The sequence below is a fragment of the Anabaena sp. FACHB-595 genome (genome assembly GCF_048568275.1).
Classification (GTDB): Bacteria; Cyanobacteriota; Cyanobacteriia; order Cyanobacteriales; family Nostocaceae; genus Trichormus.
Map to the genome: position 1 here is coordinate 1,662,003 of NZ_CP183473.1, position 18,757 is coordinate 1,680,759.

The 18,757-nt window shown below is 42.3% G+C and carries 20 protein-coding genes; 14 read left to right on the forward strand and 6 right to left on the reverse strand.

The window, feature by feature from the left end; genetic code table 11:
• Window positions 1–19: 19 nt before the first annotated feature.
• The 13 genes from ACN222_RS06945 to ACN222_RS07005 all read left to right on the forward strand — a co-directional run bounded on the left by ACN222_RS06945 (window position 20) and on the right by ACN222_RS07005 (window position 10,800).
• On the forward strand, window positions 20–2,554 hold the full coding sequence (locus ACN222_RS06945) for a CHAT domain-containing protein (protein WP_010995570.1): 2,535 nt from the start codon (window positions 20–22) through the stop codon (window positions 2,552–2,554).
• A gap of 168 nt (window positions 2,555–2,722) precedes the next feature.
• Complete coding sequence (locus ACN222_RS06950; RefSeq protein ID WP_044520926.1) at window positions 2,723–2,932, forward strand: hypothetical protein; 210 nt, start codon at window positions 2,723–2,725, stop codon at window positions 2,930–2,932.
• A gap of 17 nt (window positions 2,933–2,949) precedes the next feature.
• A complete protein-coding gene (locus ACN222_RS06955) occupies window positions 2,950–3,192 on the forward strand; it encodes a hypothetical protein (RefSeq protein WP_010995571.1) in 243 nt (80 codons plus the stop codon).
• Window positions 3,193–3,238: 46 nt separating this feature from the next.
• Entirely contained in the window at window positions 3,239–3,559 is a 321-nt protein-coding gene (locus ACN222_RS06960; RefSeq protein WP_231865552.1) for a type II toxin-antitoxin system RelE/ParE family toxin, read from the forward strand.
• A 100-nt stretch (window positions 3,560–3,659) separates the two neighbouring features.
• The gene (locus ACN222_RS06965; protein ID WP_010995573.1) at window positions 3,660–4,241 is read left to right on the forward strand and encodes a Uma2 family endonuclease; all 582 of its coding nucleotides are present in this window, start codon (window positions 3,660–3,662) and stop codon (window positions 4,239–4,241) included.
• A 253-nt stretch (window positions 4,242–4,494) separates the two neighbouring features.
• Window positions 4,495–6,243, forward strand: coding sequence for a calcium-binding protein (locus ACN222_RS06970; protein ID WP_044520928.1), 1,749 nt, complete (start codon window positions 4,495–4,497; stop codon window positions 6,241–6,243).
• A 485-nt stretch (window positions 6,244–6,728) separates the two neighbouring features.
• The gene (gene cysE, locus ACN222_RS06975) at window positions 6,729–7,481 is read left to right on the forward strand and encodes a serine O-acetyltransferase (RefSeq protein WP_010995576.1); all 753 of its coding nucleotides are present in this window, start codon (window positions 6,729–6,731) and stop codon (window positions 7,479–7,481) included.
• Between the two features lie 2 nt (window positions 7,482–7,483).
• Entirely contained in the window at window positions 7,484–7,723 is a 240-nt protein-coding gene (locus tag ACN222_RS06980) for an Asr1405/Asl0597 family protein (RefSeq protein ID WP_010995577.1), read from the forward strand.
• Window positions 7,724–7,919: 196 nt separating this feature from the next.
• On the forward strand, window positions 7,920–8,123 hold the full coding sequence (locus ACN222_RS06985; RefSeq protein ID WP_010995578.1) for a DUF2949 domain-containing protein: 204 nt from the start codon (window positions 7,920–7,922) through the stop codon (window positions 8,121–8,123).
• 415 nt (window positions 8,124–8,538) lie between these two features.
• Window positions 8,539–9,672, forward strand: a complete 1,134-nt coding sequence (gene nifV / locus ACN222_RS06990) for a homocitrate synthase (RefSeq protein ID WP_010995579.1) — start codon at window positions 8,539–8,541, stop codon at window positions 9,670–9,672.
• The gene (locus ACN222_RS06995) at window positions 9,659–9,946 is read left to right on the forward strand and encodes a nitrogen fixation protein NifZ (protein WP_010995580.1); all 288 of its coding nucleotides are present in this window, start codon (window positions 9,659–9,661) and stop codon (window positions 9,944–9,946) included. The genes nifV and ACN222_RS06995 overlap by 14 nt, the downstream gene beginning before the upstream one ends.
• Window positions 9,921–10,124 (forward strand): putative nitrogen fixation protein NifT, encoded by a 204-nt coding sequence (gene nifT, locus ACN222_RS07000; RefSeq protein WP_010995581.1) that lies wholly within the window; start codon window positions 9,921–9,923, stop codon window positions 10,122–10,124. The genes ACN222_RS06995 and nifT overlap by 26 nt, the downstream gene beginning before the upstream one ends.
• A gap of 109 nt (window positions 10,125–10,233) precedes the next feature.
• A complete protein-coding gene (locus ACN222_RS07005) occupies window positions 10,234–10,800 on the forward strand; it encodes a (2Fe-2S) ferredoxin domain-containing protein (protein ID WP_010995582.1) in 567 nt (188 codons plus the stop codon).
• Between the two features lie 31 nt (window positions 10,801–10,831).
• Here the strand turns inward: ACN222_RS07005 and ACN222_RS07010 are convergent, their stop codons facing one another.
• From ACN222_RS07010 to ACN222_RS07020, 3 genes are all read right to left on the reverse strand, one after another.
• Window positions 10,832–11,203 (reverse strand): hypothetical protein, encoded by a 372-nt coding sequence (locus ACN222_RS07010; protein ID WP_010995583.1) that lies wholly within the window; start codon window positions 11,201–11,203, stop codon window positions 10,832–10,834.
• Between the two features lie 81 nt (window positions 11,204–11,284).
• Window positions 11,285–11,548, reverse strand: coding sequence for a hypothetical protein (locus ACN222_RS07015; protein WP_044520935.1), 264 nt, complete (start codon window positions 11,546–11,548; stop codon window positions 11,285–11,287).
• Window positions 11,549–11,671: 123 nt separating this feature from the next.
• Entirely contained in the window at window positions 11,672–13,282 is a 1,611-nt protein-coding gene (locus ACN222_RS07020) for a mechanosensitive ion channel family protein (protein ID WP_010995585.1), read from the reverse strand.
• Between the two features lie 400 nt (window positions 13,283–13,682).
• Between ACN222_RS07020 and ahcY the strand changes: the two genes are divergently transcribed.
• Entirely contained in the window at window positions 13,683–14,960 is a 1,278-nt protein-coding gene (gene ahcY, locus ACN222_RS07025) for an adenosylhomocysteinase (RefSeq protein ID WP_010995586.1), read from the forward strand.
• 353 nt (window positions 14,961–15,313) lie between these two features.
• Here the strand turns inward: ahcY and ACN222_RS07030 are convergent, their stop codons facing one another.
• The 3 genes from ACN222_RS07030 to leuC form a co-directional block, all read right to left on the reverse strand.
• The gene (locus ACN222_RS07030) at window positions 15,314–16,045 is read right to left on the reverse strand and encodes a hypothetical protein (protein WP_010995587.1); all 732 of its coding nucleotides are present in this window, start codon (window positions 16,043–16,045) and stop codon (window positions 15,314–15,316) included.
• Between the two features lie 227 nt (window positions 16,046–16,272).
• Entirely contained in the window at window positions 16,273–16,881 is a 609-nt protein-coding gene (leuD, locus tag ACN222_RS07035; RefSeq protein ID WP_010995588.1) for a 3-isopropylmalate dehydratase small subunit, read from the reverse strand.
• Between the two features lie 336 nt (window positions 16,882–17,217).
• Complete coding sequence (gene leuC, locus ACN222_RS07040; protein ID WP_010995589.1) at window positions 17,218–18,621, reverse strand: 3-isopropylmalate dehydratase large subunit; 1,404 nt, start codon at window positions 18,619–18,621, stop codon at window positions 17,218–17,220.
• Between the last annotated feature and the right edge of the window lie 136 nt (window positions 18,622–18,757).

Genomic DNA, 18,757 nt, shown 5'->3' on the forward strand with positions numbered 1-18,757 from the left:
CTTTGAATTGTCAACATTTATGCGGCGAGTTTTTACTTTTCTGCTTTGTGCCTTACTAGGTATGGGCTTTACTCTTATACCCCAATGGCATCAAGTCCAAGCTTCAATTTCTCAATCATCCCCACTCCCCACTCCCCAGTTAATTCAACAAGGCAGAGAACTATACCAAGCAGAACAATATACTCAAGCTGTGGATGTTTGGCGAGCTGCACTTAAAGCAGAAACCAATATATTGTCCCAGGCAATGTTGTTAAATTACCTTTCCCTGGCTTATCAAGAATTGGGACAGTGGCAACAGGCAAATGAGACAATTAACTCTAGCCTCAACCTCATACAACAATCAAAACAGACAACTCCACAAGCCAAGCTTATCCTCGCCCAAGCTCTTAATACTCAAGGAAGTTGGCAGCTAGCGCAAGGTAAAGCCGAACAAGCCCTCAACACTTGGCAACAGGCAACAGCCATATATACTACAGCAGGAAATGTACAGGGTAAAATTGGCAGCTTAATTAATCAAGCCCAAGCTCAACAAGCTTTAGGGCTTTACCTCCAAGCTCGTAAAACTCTAGCTGGAGTGGAACAAGGACTACAACAACAGCCAAATCAAAAATTGCAAATTACAGGGCTGCGTAGTCTGGGAAATATCTTCAGATTGGTAGGCGCTCTAGACGATTCTCGGAGGGTTTTGCAGCAAAGTTTGCAGATAATTAATCAAGGCAATGTATCAAAATCAGAACTAAGTCCAACCTTAATCAGCTTGGGTAATACAGCTGATGCCCAAGGCGACAAAGAAGGGGCATTAACATATTATGAACAAGCGGCGGCGAATGCGACTGTTACCTTAACGCAGATTCAAGCACAAATCAATCAACTGAACATATTAATAACAACTGGACAAGCCAAGCAAGCTGAAAATCTAGGGAAACAAATTCAGCCCAAGTTGACTAATTTATCTCCCAGCCGTCAGACGATTTACGCCAGCATTAACTTGGCAAAAAGTCTGATGAAATTGACTGGTGAGGGAGTAGACGAATCTGCTAAACTACTAGCCACAGCCATTAAACAAGCCCAAAACTTGAGCGATCGCCAAGCTGAATCTTATGCTTTAGGCTATCTCGCTGGACTCTATGAACAAACTCAACAGTGGTCAAACGCTCAAGAATTAACTCAACAGGCTTTGCAACTAGCACAAGCTATTAATGCCCCAGAAATAGCCTATCAGTGGCAATGGCAATTAGGACGTATCTTAAAAGCACAAGGCGCAATCAAGCCAGCAACATCCGCCTATGAGGTAGCCTTCACCACCTTGAAATCTCTGCGGAGTGATTTGGTAGCAATTAACAGTGATATTCAATTTTCTTTTCGTGAAGCCGTCGAGCCTGTATATCGTGAATATGTAGAATTACTATTGAATCCAGGCAAAAGCTTAGAACCCAGTCAGCAACAACTCAAACAAGCTAGGCAAGTCATCGAATCACTACAACTAGCCGAACTTGACAACTTTTTTCGCTCTGCTTGTCTCCAAGGTCAAATAGTTCCAATTGAGCAGATTCAACAGTCAGAAGCCGCAATCATTTATCCGATTATTCTGCCAGATAGACTGGAAGTAATTGTCAGTTTACCCCAGCAGACCCTACGCCACTACGCCACCAAAATAAGTCAACACGAAGTAGAAGAAGTTCTAGACCAACTCAGACAAAATTTAGAAAAGCCTTTCACCTCACCAGAGGGTAAGAATTTATCTACGAAAGTTTATGACTGGTTGATTCGACCTCTAGAAACACAACTGTCTCAAACTCAAGTGCAAACATTAGTGTTCGTCTTAGATGGTTCCCTACGGAACGTGCCAATGGCGGCTTTATTTGACGGCAAACAGTATTTAATTGAAAAATACAGTGTGGCACTCACACCTGGGTTAGAGTTATTAGGCCCCCGGCCTTTGCGCCAAGGTCAACTCAAAACCTTAGTTGCAGGACTGACAGAAGCACGCCACGGATTTAATTCCCTCCCCAATGTGGGTGATGAATTAAAAGCAATTGAGTCAGAAGTGCCTAGTCAAGTCCTCTTGAATCAAACCTTTACCAGTGCAGCCTTACGAAAGCAGATAGACTCTCTACCGTTTTCCATCGTGCATTTAGCAACACATGGTCAATTTAGTTCCAATGTTGATGAAACTTTTGTCCTGGCTTGGGATAAACCAGTCAAAGTTAATGAATTAAAAGACTTACTGTATAACAGAAACCAAAATAGACCTGAGCCGATAGAATTACTTGTTCTCAGTGCTTGTGAAACCGCCGACGGAGACAAAAGAGCCGCTTTAGGATTAGCTGGGGTAGCCATTCAAGCAGGCGCGCGCAGTACTCTAGCCTCCCTTTGGAGTTTAGACGATGAATCTGGCGCTCGTCTCATTGGTCAATTTTATAAAGAGTTAGCAACTAAACAAGTGACAAAGGCAGAAGCACTGCGCCAAGCCCAAATCTCCCTATTAAAAGACCCCGATTACAGGCATCCTATACATTGGGCATCCTATGTATTATTGGGAAATTGGCTTTAAGTGCGATCGCTATTAGACAATTAAAAAAATTTATCAGGCAGTGACTACAATGACGCTAAATTCTTATGACGAAGCAGCTCTTAGAGTCAACTTGATAGCCCCTGATGAAATTAGCCGATCTCCTCAAAGACTCAAATTATAAGCATTTCTCAACCAGATTGAGCCAATTTGTTAATTCCAATTTTACCAAAACTTCAACAGCAAAAGTTTGTTGAAAAGATAAATTCATCATTTTCATTAAAACTAAAATCCAAACAACTGCTAGAAATTGCTAAAACAGGAGTAGAACAGGCGATAGAAACTGATGAAGCAACAGCAACCCATTGGATAAACCAGCAACTTGAAGCATTAGGCATCACCCTAACTGCTACCATTTAAACAATCTGGGAATAATCATGAAAGCACTTAAAGTTATGGCAACGATTAACGACCAGGGACAACTAACTTTAGATCATCCGCTTTTAACTGATAAAAATAGCCGAGTAGAAGTCATTGTGCTAATCCCTGAAGAAGAAGAAATTCTGGATGATCAATCTCAAGCAGAAGTCTTAGCAGATTTCCGGCAAGCTTGGCAAGAAGCCATGACTGGGCAGACTATCCCGGTGGCTCAACTTTGGGAAGGTCTTGAAGATGCTTGATCAGCCTTTGATTTAAGTTGAAGCTTCGCCAACGTTTAAACGAAATATACGCACTCTTGCTAAGAAATATCGCAGTATTCGGAATGACATACAACCTGTTATCGAACAACTTGAGCAAGGAGAATTGCCAGGAGATCAAATACCTGGGATTGGTTATACAGTCTTCAAGTTGAGAGTCCGAAATAGTGACACTCAAAAAGGTAAAAGCGGTGGCTATCGTTTAATTTACTACGTCAAAACAGCAACAGGAATCATTTTGCTGACCGTTTACACAAAATCTGAACAAGTCGATATTGCCGCAGATGACATTCAGAGCATCATTGCAGACTATGAGCAACGGACGCTTACCGAGCAAGACAATAGCTAGAAACGGCTAAAACAGCAGTAGAACGAGCGATAGAGATGGATAAAGCGATCGCCATAACTTGGATAAACCAGCAACTAAAAGCCTTGGAGGTCAACCGATCATGATTGCTCAACCTGAGACTAAGCGTTACACCATTGATGAGTATTTAGAACTGGAAATCGCTTCAGAAATACGCAACGAATATTGTGATGGAGAAATTATTCCTATGACTGGTGGGACACCCAACCACAACGATATTGCTGGAAATTTGTATATTTTGCTGAAATCTGCCCTAAAAAGCAAAAACTACCGGATTTTCTATGTCGATCAGCGACTCTGGATTCCCGATGCAAATCTCTATACTTACCCTGATGTAATGGTTTTGCCCAAACCCTTAGAACTTCAAACCGGATGCAAAGATACTGTGCTAAACCCTTGCTTTATTGCTGAAGTCTTGTCTAAGTCCACCCAAAACTATGACCGTGGTGAGAAATTTGTTGCCTATCGTCAAATTCCTATCTTCCAAGAATATCTGCTGATTGATCAATACCGGATACACGTTGAGCATCATATTAAAACAGCCCCTAATCAGTGGCTATTTTCAGAATACGACGACCCCACTGTCACCCTTTCTTTAAGCACCTTTGAGTTGCAAATTCAAATTGCCGAACTTTACGAAAATATCGATTTTTCCAACGTTTGAGTGAAATTGCTAAAACAGGAGATAGAAACTGATGAAGCAACAGCCACAACTTGGATAAAATAGCCACTTGACTATAGGTGCTACTGAACCAGAAAATTTTTTCTCTTTTATTTTTCCAAACACTGCATATCACCCAAAACCTCAACGTGTAACTCAGCAAGGAGTTCAAAAGCTAACGCCGAACTCCCTTACACACTGTGATTCCCTGTCTTGGGTTATCAGTTGAATTTGCAAAATTACAGGAGAAATAACAATGCCTACATATACTGGTGATAATAACAAAAATATTTTCACAGCACCTAATGACGGTCTAGCCTGGACAATCTCCGGCATGGGAGGAGATGACATCCTAACTGGTGGAAGTCAAAATGACACGATTGAAGGTGGCGAAGGTAAAGATACCATCAATGGTGGCGCTGGTTTTGATATCCTCAAAGGCGGTGATGGTGATGACACCTTGATTGATACTGAGGGTAATATCGATGGCGGTGCAGGTACTGATACTCTCCGGGCAGACTACAGCAAGTATGACAATGGTGCTGGTGTTCATGTCGGTTATTTAGGACAAGCTCAGATTTTCAGTCGCCAAACTGGTACTGGCATACTTGGTTACAGCAATATTGAAAAGTTTGAGATTACCGGGACAAAATACGCAGATATTCTTCAAGGCGGCGTTGGCAATGACGTTCTCAAAGGTGGAGCCGGCAATGATGAACTGAGTGGTGGTGCTGGTAATGACACCCTTGATGGTGGCACTGGTTTTGATATCCTCAAAGGTGGTGATGGTGATGATACCTTGATTGATACTGAGGGTAATATCGATGGCGGTGCAGGTACTGATACTCTCCGGGCAGACTACAGCAGGTATGACAATGGTGCTGGTGTTCACGTCGGTTATTTAGGACAAGCTCAAATTTTCAGTCGCTTGACTGGTACTGGCATACTTGGTTACAGCAATATTGAAAAGTTTGAGATTACTGGGACAAATTACGCAGATATCCTCCAAGGCGGTAGTGGCAATGACATCCTCAAAGGTGGAGCCGGCAATGATGAACTGAGTGGTAAAGGTGGTAACGATACTCTTGATGGTGGCTTTGGCTATGACACCGTTGTTTATGACGGTAATTATGCAGATTATGGTATCTCTTTCCTGAGCAATGGTGATTTGCAAGTCATTGACAAGAACCTCACCAATGGAAATGACGGTACTGACACCATCAGGGGTGTAGAAGTCATCAACTTTAGACAAGGCGGAAGTTATGGAGTGGTCACAGGTACTACAGGTAATGATGTATTGACCGCATCAAATATGTGGTCATTCGTCTTCGGTGGTGGCGGTAACGACATTATTACTGGTGGGACTGGCAACGATACCTTGGATGGTAGTACTGGCAATGATACGTTGATTGGTGGCGCTGGCAATGATACGTTGATTGGTGGTGCTGGTGTTGATACTGCCGTTTATGCGGGAAATTATGCAGATTATGGTATCTCTTTCCTGAGCAATGGTGATTTGCAAGTCATTGACAAGAACCTCACCAATGGAAATGACGGTACTGACATCCTCAAGGGTGTAGAAGTCATCAACTTTACACAAGGCGGAAGTTATGGAGTGGTCACAGGTACTACTGGTAATAATGTATTGACCGCATCAAATATGTGGTCATTTGTCTTCGGTGGTAATGGTAACGACACTATTACTGGCGGCACTGGCAATGATACTTTAGTCGGAGGGCTTGGTGCTGATACCCTCACAGGTGGACTTGGGGCTGATAAATTTGTCTTTAACTCTCTTTCTGAAGGAATTGATGTGATCAAAGACTTTTCTTGGCAACAAGGAGATAAGATTCAAATTCTCGGCTCTAGTTTTGGTGCAACTTCCACTAGTCAGTTCAGCTTTGACCAGAATACAGGTGGTTTATTCTTTAACGCCCAGCAATTTGCCACTCTTGAGAACAAACCTGCTGGTTTCTTGACAAATGCTGACATCCAAATTGTTTAGAACTTTTTACCCGACTTGAGATCCCCTCTTTAGATCCCCGACTTCTTTGAGAATTCGGGGATCTATAAACAAAATGAAGAATTTGGTTTTTTAAGTGCCAAAATTATAAGATAGTTATAGTGACTGGGGATACAGAAAATTTATTTATAGTCCTGTCTACTGTATATTCCAGGGTAGCTGAGTACAGCTTAATATATCGCAAAATATATGGCTCAAATCGTATCAAAGTCTTACATATTAAGTTATTTGTAGCGAGTACAAAAATTCTGAACCCCTCGTCTAAAAATACTAGTCCCCTGCACACAAAATACTAGTACCTATATCCCAAGAGAATTTTTAAGTTTATTGCAATTCTGGTTTGTAGCGGTTGAGTACAAGCTTAATTAATCCAATAAATCCAATCGGCATTTAATGTACTGTCTGCTTTGGAGCAATCTGATATAAGCAGAAAAATAACACACGGCTCTTTTAACCAGATAGTACTGATGCAACAGTCCTTAGACGGTATCGAGAATCCACCTGATTCGACACATACATCCTTGGTGAAAAATCTACTCTCTGGCATTTTTCTAGAGCCATTGTTGAGTGATTTTCAGATTATTTTTGAACGCGACCCGGCGGCGCGTAATTGGTTGGAGGTAATATTCTGTTACCCCGGACTGCACGCGATTTGTTTGCACCGTTTTGCTCATTGGTTACACCGCCGTGGGGTGGTTTTCTTCCCACGTTTAATTTCTCACTTGGCTAGGTTTCTCACAGGAATTGAGATTCACCCAGGTGCAGTGATTGGTAAAGGTGTGTTTATCGACCACGGGATGGGCGTTGTCATTGGTGAAACGGCGATTGTGGGAGATTATGCCCTAATTTATCAAGGGGTGACTCTGGGCGGTACTGGGAAGGAAAGTGGTAAGCGTCATCCCACCGTCGGGAATCATGTGGTTGTGGGTTCGGGGGCGAAGGTTTTGGGGAATATTCAAATTGGCGATCGCGCGCGGATTGGCGCAGGTTCGGTTGTGTTGCGTGATGTTCCCCATGATTGCACAGTTGTGGGCATTCCTGGGCGGATTATCACCCACAAGCCTAAGACTGATCTCTCTCCTCTGGAACACGGAAAGTTACCTGATGTGGAAGCAGATGTGATTCGTTCTTTGCTGACACGCATCGAACAACTGGAACAAAAACTGCAAACCCTGACAAATCAGGCAAAGGAACCAGAACTGTTGACGAAAGATAAGTAATTATGTTACCACCTTGTAGTTCTCAAGTGTTGCAGATACCATTGTGCGATCGCTGGCAGATTTATCACCGATTGCAAGAGTTGATGATACCCTGTTCCTGTCATGCCGATGGTTCGTTACGGGTGCAAATAAATAGTTGGCTGACTGCAATTTTAGTCCGCAGTACTGTGATGCAATTTCTAGCTCCTCGTCAAGAATTAATAGACTGGCTAGAGCGTTGCTGGCATTGCAACCATGATTAGCAAAAGTCATATATTTTTTCATCTATTCTAAAATATTTAATCAATCGAGTCTCAGGACTAAATTATGATGCAACGATGATTTTTACGAATACACATCAAATAATTGTCCTGAAACCATTGATTATGGAAAAATACAGTTCACCAAAAACTACAGCTTTATGATTTCCAAAATTTCCTTCATTAGCTATTTGAATATATGATGATCACCACTGACAGCAAAGATATAGAATTACTCAATTTTTTATATAATGAACTTGAGCTATCTGAGAAGGATATGGCTTTGGCATTGAAGCACCGGGAGTTTGATAATGGGCCTCTACCAATGCTCCTCTGGCAATATGGGTTAGTAAACTTAGAGCAGTTAGAGCAAATTCTAGATTGGTTATATAACGAAATTTAGATATATTTTTTCTGGAAAGTAATATATTTATCAACCTTAAATAGTATTTAATAGTATTTATTTATAAATATAAAGTGGCAGAAAGATTTTTCCAAGATTCAGGAAATATTGTAGATTTTCTGCATACTTGCTAACAACTAGGGTGAGCATTCATTAATTATGAAGATTCGCGTACTTTTTCCAAATTTATTCTTAAATGATACATGAATTTAGTTCTCTGTCATACAGATATATTGTTATTGTTTAGCTAATATTTAGAAATCATGAAGATGAATTATTAAAGACGAGAGTTTATAGCATTTACCATTCTTCCTGCAAGGTGAAAAACAGGGATTTATCACTACTAGTGATTGCAGAAAAACAAACTCTCAACCTAAAAAGAATATTAAGAAAATTCCTAAGAGGGACGCTTGAGATGAATAAAGTTCTCATTAATGACACTACATTACGTGATGGCGAACAAGCCGCAGGTGTGGTTTTTACCTTAGAAGAGAAAGTGGCGATCGCTAAATTTCTCGATACCATCGGCGTACCCGAATTAGAAGTGGGGATTCCGGCGATGGGTGAGGAAGAAATGCGGGCGATCTGCGCCATTTCTAACTTAGGTTTAAAAGCTAACCTTCTGGCGTGGAACCGCGCTGTGATCTCAGATATCAAAGCTTCTGTTGCTTGCGGGATGGAGCGAGTGCATATTGCGATCCCCGTTTCGGGGATTCAAATCGCCGCAAAATTCCACGGACAATGGCGGGTAAGTCTGCAAAGACTCAAAGATTGTATCAGCTTCGCAGTTGATCAAGGTCTTTGGGTAGCAGTAGGTGGGGAAGATTCCTCTAGGGCTGATGAAAACTTCCTCTTGGATGTAGCATTATACGCCCAAGAATGGGGTGCATCCCGATTTCGTTTCTGTGACACAGTAGGAGTCCTTGATCCTTTCACCACTTACGGGAAAGTTAAGCTACTTGTCTCAGCTTTAACAATTCCTGTAGAAGTCCATACCCACAATGATTTTGGTATGGCGACAGCTAACGCCCTAGCAGGAATTAAAGCTGGAGCCTCATCTGTCAATACTACCGTGATTGGGTTGGGTGAAAGAGCAGGTAACGCCGCCTTAGAAGAAGTCGTCATGGCTATCAAACGCATCTATGGCGTTGATATGGGGATTGACACACCCCGTTTGTTGGAGTTGTCCCAACTGGTAGCAGCAGCCTCCGGTGCTAATGTCCCACCTTGGAAGGCGATCGTTGGTGAAAATACCTTTGCTCACGAATCAGGTATTCATGCACATGGTGTACTGCAAAATCCTGATACCTATGAACCATTCGCACCTGAAGAGGTCGGTTGGGAACGCCGCTTAGTTGTAGGTAAACATTCTGGCAGACATTCAGTCTCCAACTTGCTAGAACAGCATGGTATTTTTTTGAACCCAGAAGAAACCCAGTCTGTTTTAGATGCAGTGCGCCAACAGTCAATTAAGAAAAAACGCAGTTTGACTACAGAAGAACTGTTGAACTTGGTCAAAGAACAGAGGTATTCTCATGCAGCGCGATGAAAACGAGTTAGAGTCAGAACCCGTTTATGAGATTGGCGAAAAAGTCCGGCTTCGTAAACAAATTAAAAATGATGGCACATTTCCAGGCAGAGACCTTGGGGAAATCTTAGCGAAAAAAGGAGAAATTGGTTACGTATCTAGTATAGGTACTTTCTTACAACGTTCCTATATTTATGCCGTGCATTTCTTGGAAAAAGGAATCATTGTTGGTTGTCGAGAAAAAGAACTAGAATCTGCCGAGGAAAACCATGAAAGTGATGTTAAGAGTGAATGATGCCGGTAACTTAACGGTCTACGTTCCTAAAAAAGATTTAGAAGAAGTAGTAGTCAAACAAACAGATGGTGCTGGAGGTAAAATTCTGACTCTAGCTAATGGTTGGGAATTAGAATTTCGGGAAATACCAGATGTAGCTAATTTACCCAAAACATTAGAAGCTAAAAAACTGGAATAAATAATTCGTGATTTTTTCAGCCACATGAAAATCTAGATTCCCGACTTTTCAAAAAAGTCGGGAATCTATAGCTCAACCCTGCTCGCAATTCTATTTTGAGTAACTAAAAATGGGTGACAAGTTTTTGACGTTATCAGAGTTTAATCTTGAGGGTAATTTTCTGGGTTTTGTAGGTAAGAAGCCGAGAAAAGTCAAATATTTAAGTTTGGCGATTCCCTCTGGTGATGTGTTAGTTAAACTACCGAAAAAATTACGCGGTTGTTTGAGTTCATCCTTGGAAATAGGTGAACCAATTAATATTTATGGAACCTGTAAGTTAAATAGATATACAGGCATAATTAAACTGAAAGCTTATCAAGTAATACCATTCACTTCTAACCCAGAGCAAAATTTACCAGCACCACCACCAGCTAAAATTATGGTGTGCCAAAAATCTGGTTGTGTGAAACGCGGTGGTGATGGGTTATTGTCGGAATTAGAAAAAACTTTGTGCGATCGCGGTTTACTCGACAAGGTGACAATAGAACACACTGGTTGTCAAAAACGCTGTAGCAGCGCCCCTAACTGTGTTCTCATGTTGGGTAAGAAAAAATACAAGAAAATTCATCCAGAGGCGATCGCTTCTCTGTTAGAAAATTATTTAACTGGTGATCATCTCTGTCACGCAGAGGATTAGTAGTCTACAACTGTTAACTATTGACCGTTGACTACAAGCCTACCAATTCTCGTGATTCAAAATCAGTGAGTTGTTGGGCAATTTTCAATCTGGCTTCTAGTTTAGCTACACTAAATTGGTTACGCAGATATTCTAAATGAGCGATCGCATTGGCTTTCTCTCCAGTTAGCTGCATCAGTGTGTCCATCGCCTTTTGATATTCCTGATTCACCAGGAGGACTTCAAAACGACGCGCCCGGCGTTGAGCATCATTTTTTAAATCCATCTCAAAGGCGGCGACACGATCTGCGTTACCTTCAAAGCGGTTAATTTGTTGCTGTACAGCCATTAACTGTGAGTCTACTTCATTCACTCTTTGGGCGGCTTGAGCGATCGCCGATGGATAATGATTTAATTGCATCATCAAAATAATCTTCCTCAAAAAATACTTTTCCCTAGATCCCCGACTTATTTCAGAAGTCGGGGATCTGTGCGCTGTCCTGTCCTAAGCCGCTTCTCTCATGGGTGCTGAAATATTCACCTCTGTAAAGGGTAGCGAGAGTTGTTCAGCTTGAGGTACCGCAGCTTCTTCTAAAACCTGAATTTCAATATTTACACTCACCAAATAACTACCTGTATCAGCACCAACTGCTTCGGCGATTAACTTGGCAAATTCTGGACGTTTCGCAGTCAGTGGATCACGTAAAATGCAACGATCCCATTCGTGCTTGGCAGTTGGATTTAAGTTAAGAATGTAGTGCTTGATCATATTACACTGCACTAGGCTTTTGGACGCTACATACCCATTATAGTACTATTGTACTATAATGGCAAATTTCAGGGTTGGTGATTGGTAATTGATAGACAATTCTGCTTTATTCCCCATTCCCCATTACCTAGCCTTACCATTCTCCTGAGGATGGGGTAGCTGATTTTCGTTCACCCAGATGGCTTGTTGAGGTACAGGGATAAAAATGCCGGCTTTGTCGAAGGCGATTTTGATCCGGCGGCGGTATTCTCTGGCTACATCCCATTGCTTGAGGGGTTGTGTTTTAATCCAGACACGAATAATTAAACCGCGATCGCCAAAGTTATCGATCCCTAATACTTGCGGTGTTTCAATAATTTGTCTTTGCCAGAGGGGGTCTTGATCCATTTTTACGGCTACATCATTAATCAACTTTAAAGCTTGGTCAATATCTGCCTGATAGTCTACAGGAATGGTTAAATCGGCTCTTGACCAGCGACTAGAGAGATTGGCGACAATTTTAATTTCACTGTTGGGAATTGTAATTAAGCGTCCTTCAGAGTCGCGTACTTGAGTCATTCGCAGATTGAGATTTTCTACTAAGCCGCCAACATTGCCGACATTAATCACGTCACCCAAAGCGTACTGGTCTTCTAGAATAATCAAAAAGCCATTAATCGCATCTTTAATTAAGTTCTGGGAAGCTAGGGACACAGCCACACCGACTAAACTTGCACCAGCTAGCAAAGGAACAATATCTATACCCAAGGCTACCAGCGCCAGCAAAATCCCAACTCCCACACAGACGATAGTGGCAATACTTTTAGTCACACCGGAAAATGTAGAAACACGCAGTTGCATACGTTCTGAGGCTTCAGGCGTTAGTAAAGCACCACTGCTGATGAGAGTGGTAGTAAAGCGGTCAATTAGCGCATAGGTCAAACGAATGGCTACATAAGTTCCCGCACAGACCACAGCTAATCGTAAAGGAATTTGGGCTGCTGTGAAAATAGCTACTTGAAAGGTGCGGGTGTAGGGAAATAAACCCAAGATAATCAAATTTCCACTTCCCCAAATTCCCACCTGGGTGAACTGAAACAGCCTTCTTTTGACTTCTTGCAAATGTCGATGTTGCTGTTGATTTAACTGGGTTGTAATCTGTTTGGCGGCTGGTGGCGCGGAAACGTTAGATTGTAAACCATTCCTCAAAGAACGGCGTTGCCACTGTGTTGTACCCCAACTGGCGATAATCATCGCCAAGGCGATCGCTCCTGCAATTTTCGCTTGGTCAATAATAAATTGAGTTTGTCGTTCTCGTCTGGCTCGTTGTAAGTCTTGCTTTAACGACTCTTTAATACTTTCGGCTAATGTGAACGGATCTCCCTCTCCCAAATTAGCATCCTGGGAAGTAATGGTCATTAAGTAGCGATTATTGACATAAATTACTGGTAATCCGTTGAGTGTGCGGACTTGGATATCTGCTTCTGTGGCAGATGAGCGCACATAATTTTGAGTGATTTCTTGCAAATTCTGCTCAATATTGTCTCTACGTTCTGCAAGATTGCTTTTGGTTGCTGCTATCTGAAATAAACGGCGACCATCCAAATACACCCAGTCGGATACAACTCTACTATCTGACTCGTTGCTGATACTACTTGGTAGTTGTGGGAAAAATGGTATCTGGGCTGTAGCTTTTGGCACAGAGACAACGGTGATAGCCATTGACCCGGCGATCGCCAAAATGTGAAATAGCACTCCAATACCTCCTTTAATTTGTAATTTTGAGCCGTTTCCTTAGCCATCCTCCACAATGAGCGTTAGTACTTGTACCTATCTTAAAGTTGAGTTTCTGCTTTTTAGCGCCATAGAAAGGGGGATTTTTTTGTTATTTTTCTATCTTAAGATAGATGACAAATGAGTTCATCTACTCATAGGGGTAGTTAAATAAAGCATTGATAATACTTTTACCAAAAATAAAGTTAAAAGGGAAAAGCTGGACATAGCGTTGACATTAAGCCTGGTAAACGTCAAGCTAGTCCAGAGAACCATTGACTAGGTTTTTGGTAATTACCCCCAAAAATTATTAGTCGTGGAATAATTGAATAAAGTGCGTAAAGTATCTACGTAGCTTTTTTTACTTTTTGAGGAACTTTTGATGACCGCAACTTCTCCCCGATTAAAGCACGAGGTTAAAGACCTCGCCCTCGCTCCCTTGGGAAGACAGCGTATTGAATGGGCTGGACGGGAAATGCCGGTATTGCGGCAAATCCGCGATCGCTTTGCCCAAGAAAAACCCTTTGCTGGACTTCGCCTTGTGGCTTGCGCCCACATCACCACAGAAACAGCACATTTGGCGATCGCCTTAAAAGCTGGTGGTGCAGACGCTGTATTGATTGCTAGTAACCCCTTATCAACTCAAGATGACGTAGCTGCTAGCCTCGTCTTAGACCACGAAATCCCCGTATTTGCTCAAAAAGGCGAAGATAACGCCACCTACAATCGCCACGTCCAAATAGCTTTAGATCACCGTCCCAATATCATCATTGATGATGGTAGTGACGTAGTGGCAACTTTGGTACAAGAACGCCAACATCAAATTGCTGATTTGATTGGTACCACTGAAGAAACTACTACCGGTATTGTCCGTTTACGCGCCATGTTTAAAGATGGCGTTCTCACCTTCCCCGCAGTCAACGTTAACGACGCAGACACCAAGCATTTCTTTGATAACCGCTACGGTACTGGTCAATCTACCTTAGACGGGATTATCCGCGCTACAAATATTTTGTTAGCTGGTAAGAACGTCGTCGTTGTCGGTTACGGCTGGTGTGGTAAGGGTACAGCCCTGCGCGCCCGTGGCATGGGTGCAAACGTCATCGTTACCGAAATCGACCCCATCAAAGCCATTGAAGCTGTTATGGATGGTTTCCGCGTCCTGCCAATGGCGGAGGCTGCGCCCCAAGGTGATATCTTTATCACTGTGACTGGTAACAAGCACGTTGTTCGGGGTGAACACTTCGATGTGATGAAAGACGGTGCGATCGTTTGTAACTCTGGTCACTTTGATTTGGAACTTGATTTAAAATACTTGGCTGCTAACGCCAAAGAAATCAAGGAAGTCCGTCCTTTCACCGAAGAATATAAATTGACAAACGGTAAATCCGTCGTCGTTCTAGGACAAGGACGTTTGATAAACCTAGCTGCGGCTGAAGGACACCCAAGCGCAGTTATGGATATGAGTTTTGCTAACCAAGCTTTAGCTTGTGAATACCTGGTGAAGAATAAGGGTAAGTTAGCTCCTGGGTTACACTCAATTCCTGTTGAGGTTGATCAAGAAATTGCTCGCTTGAAGTTGCAAGCAATGGGTATTTACATCGATAGTTTGACTCCTGAGCAAATTGAGTACATTAATTCTTGGACTAGTGGAACTTGATGTTAGTTAATTAAGTGATTTTTTGGGATAAGCAAAACTGCTTATCCCTTTTTTTATTCCTTTTCTGTTAGAGACCATGTTCGCAACGCTAACGCGTAGCTTGCTTCCCCGTAGGGGTAAGGGTTCTGCACAGGAGTACAAAATTAAAAATCAAGACAGGTCAAGAGTTTGGGGCTGTATATTTGTCGCATTCTTTTTTCAAATTGGTATCAATACAGTCCAGTGAAGCCTAAAAATATTACTGCTGTAGGTTGGATTGACGCAAGAAAACCCAACATCATCAATACTTTGTTGGGTTGCGCTATGCTTAACCAAACCTACCTTTTCCTTAACTGAATCCCTTAGGTTTGATCCTATCTTTCAGATATATGAATTTTTAGATTAATAGTTTCTTGCAAACTGCCTAAGTAAGTTAGCAACCCATAGATAAAAGTTACAATTCCTGTCATTTCCAGCAATTCCTCAATCACTATGCCAATTATGGTTATTGTCCCAAGCCGACCAAAATATTCTCTTAAAAGCCCTCCTACCATTTCCATACCCAAGGTTCCGCTTATATAAAAAGTTGCGGCAAGGAGAAATAAATATTGAGTCTTCTTGGGTAAATTGAGGAAAAACTTAAAATATTTAAATATAAAAAATATAACGGCAGGTATTCCAAATATAACCCAGGTTTGAAAAAATATTGGGCTGAAATTGAATGCTTCTCGTAGTGATGGGATAATTAATATTTCGTGGAAGCTGAATGCTTCATCTAGACTGAGAAAGAGAAATATTAAAGATAGATTTTTCCAATAAATAGAATACTTATCTATCTTTTTAATGGTAGCAATTACCGCTAACAATCCCGAAGAAAATAATAACATGAATGATGAATACCAAGCAGGAATATTTAACTCTTCATCGAGGCTAAAGAGTTTGTAAAACCATTTTGAGCTTGGAAATGGGAAATTGGAAACTAGAAAATAAGCACTAAGAGTGCCAGTTAGGGCAAGACATAAAATGATAATAATTAAACGTTGAGTAATCTGTTTAGCAGAGAAATCAATTGTTAAATCGACATCACGAGAAGATAGCTGTGGCATATAAATCTTTTAGCGATATTCTGAAAATTTACTAAAAATTTACACCAGAATAATTTTCTTAAATGAGGAATACTAACTCTATAAAGCAGCCTTCATTCTATTTTTCAGACTTGCTTTATTAAATTAAGATTCGTTGTAGTGATGCGATCGCATCGGATAATATGGCGTAAATACAGCCATGATCCCAAGGACAATTATTTACGCCGATTTACCAAAATTTCTGGAGCCTAACTCGCAGCCAGCTTACCCCAACTCACATAAGGTAACTTAGCAGCTGTTACCCGCACTTGCTCGGTGTTCGCTACCAACTGACCGCAAGCATCCCAAGCCCCAGTAATAAAGGTGCTTCTGGTTCCTTCACCAATGGAGATTGGCGCAATGAAATCACCAACTTGTACTTGCAGAGTTTCTAAGTTGATGCTGACATTAGCTTGAGGATTAGCGGCTACTAACTCTTGCAGTTGTTTAACGATCGCCTCATCAGCCGTTACACAAGGCACACCAATGGCTACGCAATTACCGAAGAAGATTTCTGCAAAGCTTTCACCAATAACGGCTTGAATCCCCCATTTAGAGAGGGCTTGCGGTGCGTGTTCCCGTGAGGAACCGCAGCCAAAGTTGCGGTTAACTATAAGGATATTCGCGTCTTGATACTGCGGTTGGTCAAAAGGATGCGCCCCTTTCAAGGCTGTGCGGTCATCAATAAACGCACCTTCACGTAACCCATCAAAGGTAATGGCTTTGAGATAACGAGCCGGAATAATGCGATCGGTATCAATATCATTACCCACTAAAGGTATGGCACGCCCTGTAACTTCTCTAACTTCACTGACCATGATTGTGATTTTTAACTAAGGGACTTCCAGATAAAAAAATAACGCCGTGTGCAACTTTCTCTCAAACCTAACCCCCAACCCCTTCCCTGCGAGGGAAGGGGAGCAAGATTCAAAGCCTCTCTCCGCTTCGGGGAGAGGTTTGGAGAGGGGTTTCAAAAATAAGTTGCACATCGCGTAAAATATTCAAAATGTAGGGTGCGTCAGTATGGACAATTTCTGAGTATAGTTAGGTTCTATGGCACTGACGCACCCTAAGAAACTAAATAATTGCCTTTAAGTAAAGAGTGCTGAGTAATGAGTAAGGAGTAATGAGCTTTTTTCATCACCCCTACACCCCTACAACAACTCCCGCACGTCCGCAACTTCCCCCTGAATCGCCGCAGTGGCAACCATCGCCGGACTCATTAACAAAGTACGACCGGAAGCTGATCCTTGTCGTCCTTTAAAGTTGCGGTTGGAGGAAGAAGCGCTAATTTGTCTCCCTTCTAATTTGTCGGGGTTCATGGCCAAACACATAGAACATCCGGGTTCCCGCCATTCAAAGCCTGCGGCCTCAAAGATTTTATCTAAACCTTCAGCTTCGGCAGCTTTTTTCACTCGTTCGGAACCAGGAACCACAAAAGCCTTAACTCCTGCGGCCACACGGCGACCTTTGGCAATTTTTGCCGCTTCTTGCAGGTCGGTGAGTCGTCCGTTTGTGCAGCTACCGATAAAGCAAACATCAATTTTCGTTCCCTTAATCGGTTGACCAGGATATAGATCCATGTAACGGTATGCTTCTTCAGCTACAAAGCGGTCTTCTTCTAATAGTTCTTCTGGCTGAGGAATCAACTGATTGACACCAATACCCTGACCAGGGGTAATTCCCCAAGTAACGGTCGGGGGGATATCCGCAGCGTTGAATACTATCACATCATCGTATTCAGCATCAGCATCACTCTTGATCGATTCCCACCAAGTCACGGCTTTTTCCCAATCAGCACCTTGGGGGGCAAAGTCTCTACCTTGGAGATAATCGTAGGTAACTTGATCAGGATTGACATAACCGCATCTAGCACCACCCTCAATAGCCATATTGCAGACAGTCATCCGTTCTTCCATGTTCATTTGCTCAAAGGTCGTACCTGCGTATTCGTAGGCGTAACCTACACCACCTTTCACTCCCAGGGTACGGATGATATGCAGGATGACATCTTTGGCATAAACCCCAGGGTTGAGTGCGCCGTTAACTTCAATTTTACGGACTTTGAGTTTAGACAGGGATAGGGTTTGGGAGGCGAGAACATCCCGCACTTGGCTAGTACCAATACCAAAAGCGATCGCCCCAAACGCCCCATGACTAGAAGTGTGGCTATCACCACAGGCGATGGTCATTCCCGGCTGTGTCAGTCCCAGTTCTGGCGCTATGACGTGGACTATACCTTGGTTACCGGAACCAATGTTATAAAAAGTAATGTTATTTTCTTGACAATTCTGCTCTAGCGCTTGGATCATTTCCTCAGCCAAGCGATCGACAAAGGGACGCGCCTGATTCTCTGTAGGTACAATGTGATCCACTGTAGCCACAGTCCTCTCAGGAAATAGTACCTTTAAACCTCGTTCCCGTAACATAGCAAAGGCTTGTGGACTAGTGACTTCATGGACTAGGTGCAGTCCAATAAATAGCTGTGTTAGCCCTGAAGGAAGTGTACCAACAGTGTGTAAGTCCCAAACTTTATCAAACAGGGTGCCTTTGCTCATACGTCTATCGTTAAATAACGAGTCAGAGTTTTTATAGTATCAAAAAAAGTCTACTATTAATATTTTCGTGAATAAAAACTCTGCGTTACTCTGCGCCTTCCTTAGCACCCCTCACGGGGATGGAAACAAAAAGCAG

What these genes read in the sequence shown, in the direction of transcription:
- ACN222_RS06955 (WP_010995571.1), top strand. Translation starts at nt 2,950, where the DNA reads ATGAAAGCACTTAAAGTTATGGCAACGATTAACGACCAGGGACAACTA.
- ACN222_RS07015 (WP_044520935.1), bottom strand. Translation starts at nt 11,548, where the DNA reads ATGATCAAGCACTACATTCTTAACTTAAATCCAACTGCCAAGCACGAA.
- ACN222_RS06965 (WP_010995573.1), top strand. Translation starts at nt 3,660, where the DNA reads ATGATTGCTCAACCTGAGACTAAGCGTTACACCATTGATGAGTATTTA.
- cysE (WP_010995576.1), top strand. Translation starts at nt 6,729, where the DNA reads ATGCAACAGTCCTTAGACGGTATCGAGAATCCACCTGATTCGACACAT.
- nifT (WP_010995581.1), top strand. Translation starts at nt 9,921, where the DNA reads ATGAAAGTGATGTTAAGAGTGAATGATGCCGGTAACTTAACGGTCTAC.
- ACN222_RS06980 (WP_010995577.1), top strand. Translation starts at nt 7,484, where the DNA reads ATGTTACCACCTTGTAGTTCTCAAGTGTTGCAGATACCATTGTGCGAT.
- ahcY (WP_010995586.1), top strand. Translation starts at nt 13,683, where the DNA reads ATGACCGCAACTTCTCCCCGATTAAAGCACGAGGTTAAAGACCTCGCC.
- ACN222_RS06985 (WP_010995578.1), top strand. Translation starts at nt 7,920, where the DNA reads ATGATGATCACCACTGACAGCAAAGATATAGAATTACTCAATTTTTTA.
- leuD (WP_010995588.1), bottom strand. Translation starts at nt 16,881, where the DNA reads ATGGTCAGTGAAGTTAGAGAAGTTACAGGGCGTGCCATACCTTTAGTG.
- ACN222_RS07005 (WP_010995582.1), top strand. Translation starts at nt 10,234, where the DNA reads ATGGGTGACAAGTTTTTGACGTTATCAGAGTTTAATCTTGAGGGTAAT.
- nifV (WP_010995579.1), top strand. Translation starts at nt 8,539, where the DNA reads ATGAATAAAGTTCTCATTAATGACACTACATTACGTGATGGCGAACAA.
- ACN222_RS07010 (WP_010995583.1), bottom strand. Translation starts at nt 11,203, where the DNA reads ATGATGCAATTAAATCATTATCCATCGGCGATCGCTCAAGCCGCCCAA.
- leuC (WP_010995589.1), bottom strand. Translation starts at nt 18,621, where the DNA reads ATGAGCAAAGGCACCCTGTTTGATAAAGTTTGGGACTTACACACTGTT.
- ACN222_RS07030 (WP_010995587.1), bottom strand. Translation starts at nt 16,045, where the DNA reads ATGCCACAGCTATCTTCTCGTGATGTCGATTTAACAATTGATTTCTCT.
- ACN222_RS06995 (WP_010995580.1), top strand. Translation starts at nt 9,659, where the DNA reads ATGCAGCGCGATGAAAACGAGTTAGAGTCAGAACCCGTTTATGAGATT.
- ACN222_RS06945 (WP_010995570.1), top strand. Translation starts at nt 20, where the DNA reads ATGCGGCGAGTTTTTACTTTTCTGCTTTGTGCCTTACTAGGTATGGGC.
- ACN222_RS06970 (WP_044520928.1), top strand. Translation starts at nt 4,495, where the DNA reads ATGCCTACATATACTGGTGATAATAACAAAAATATTTTCACAGCACCT.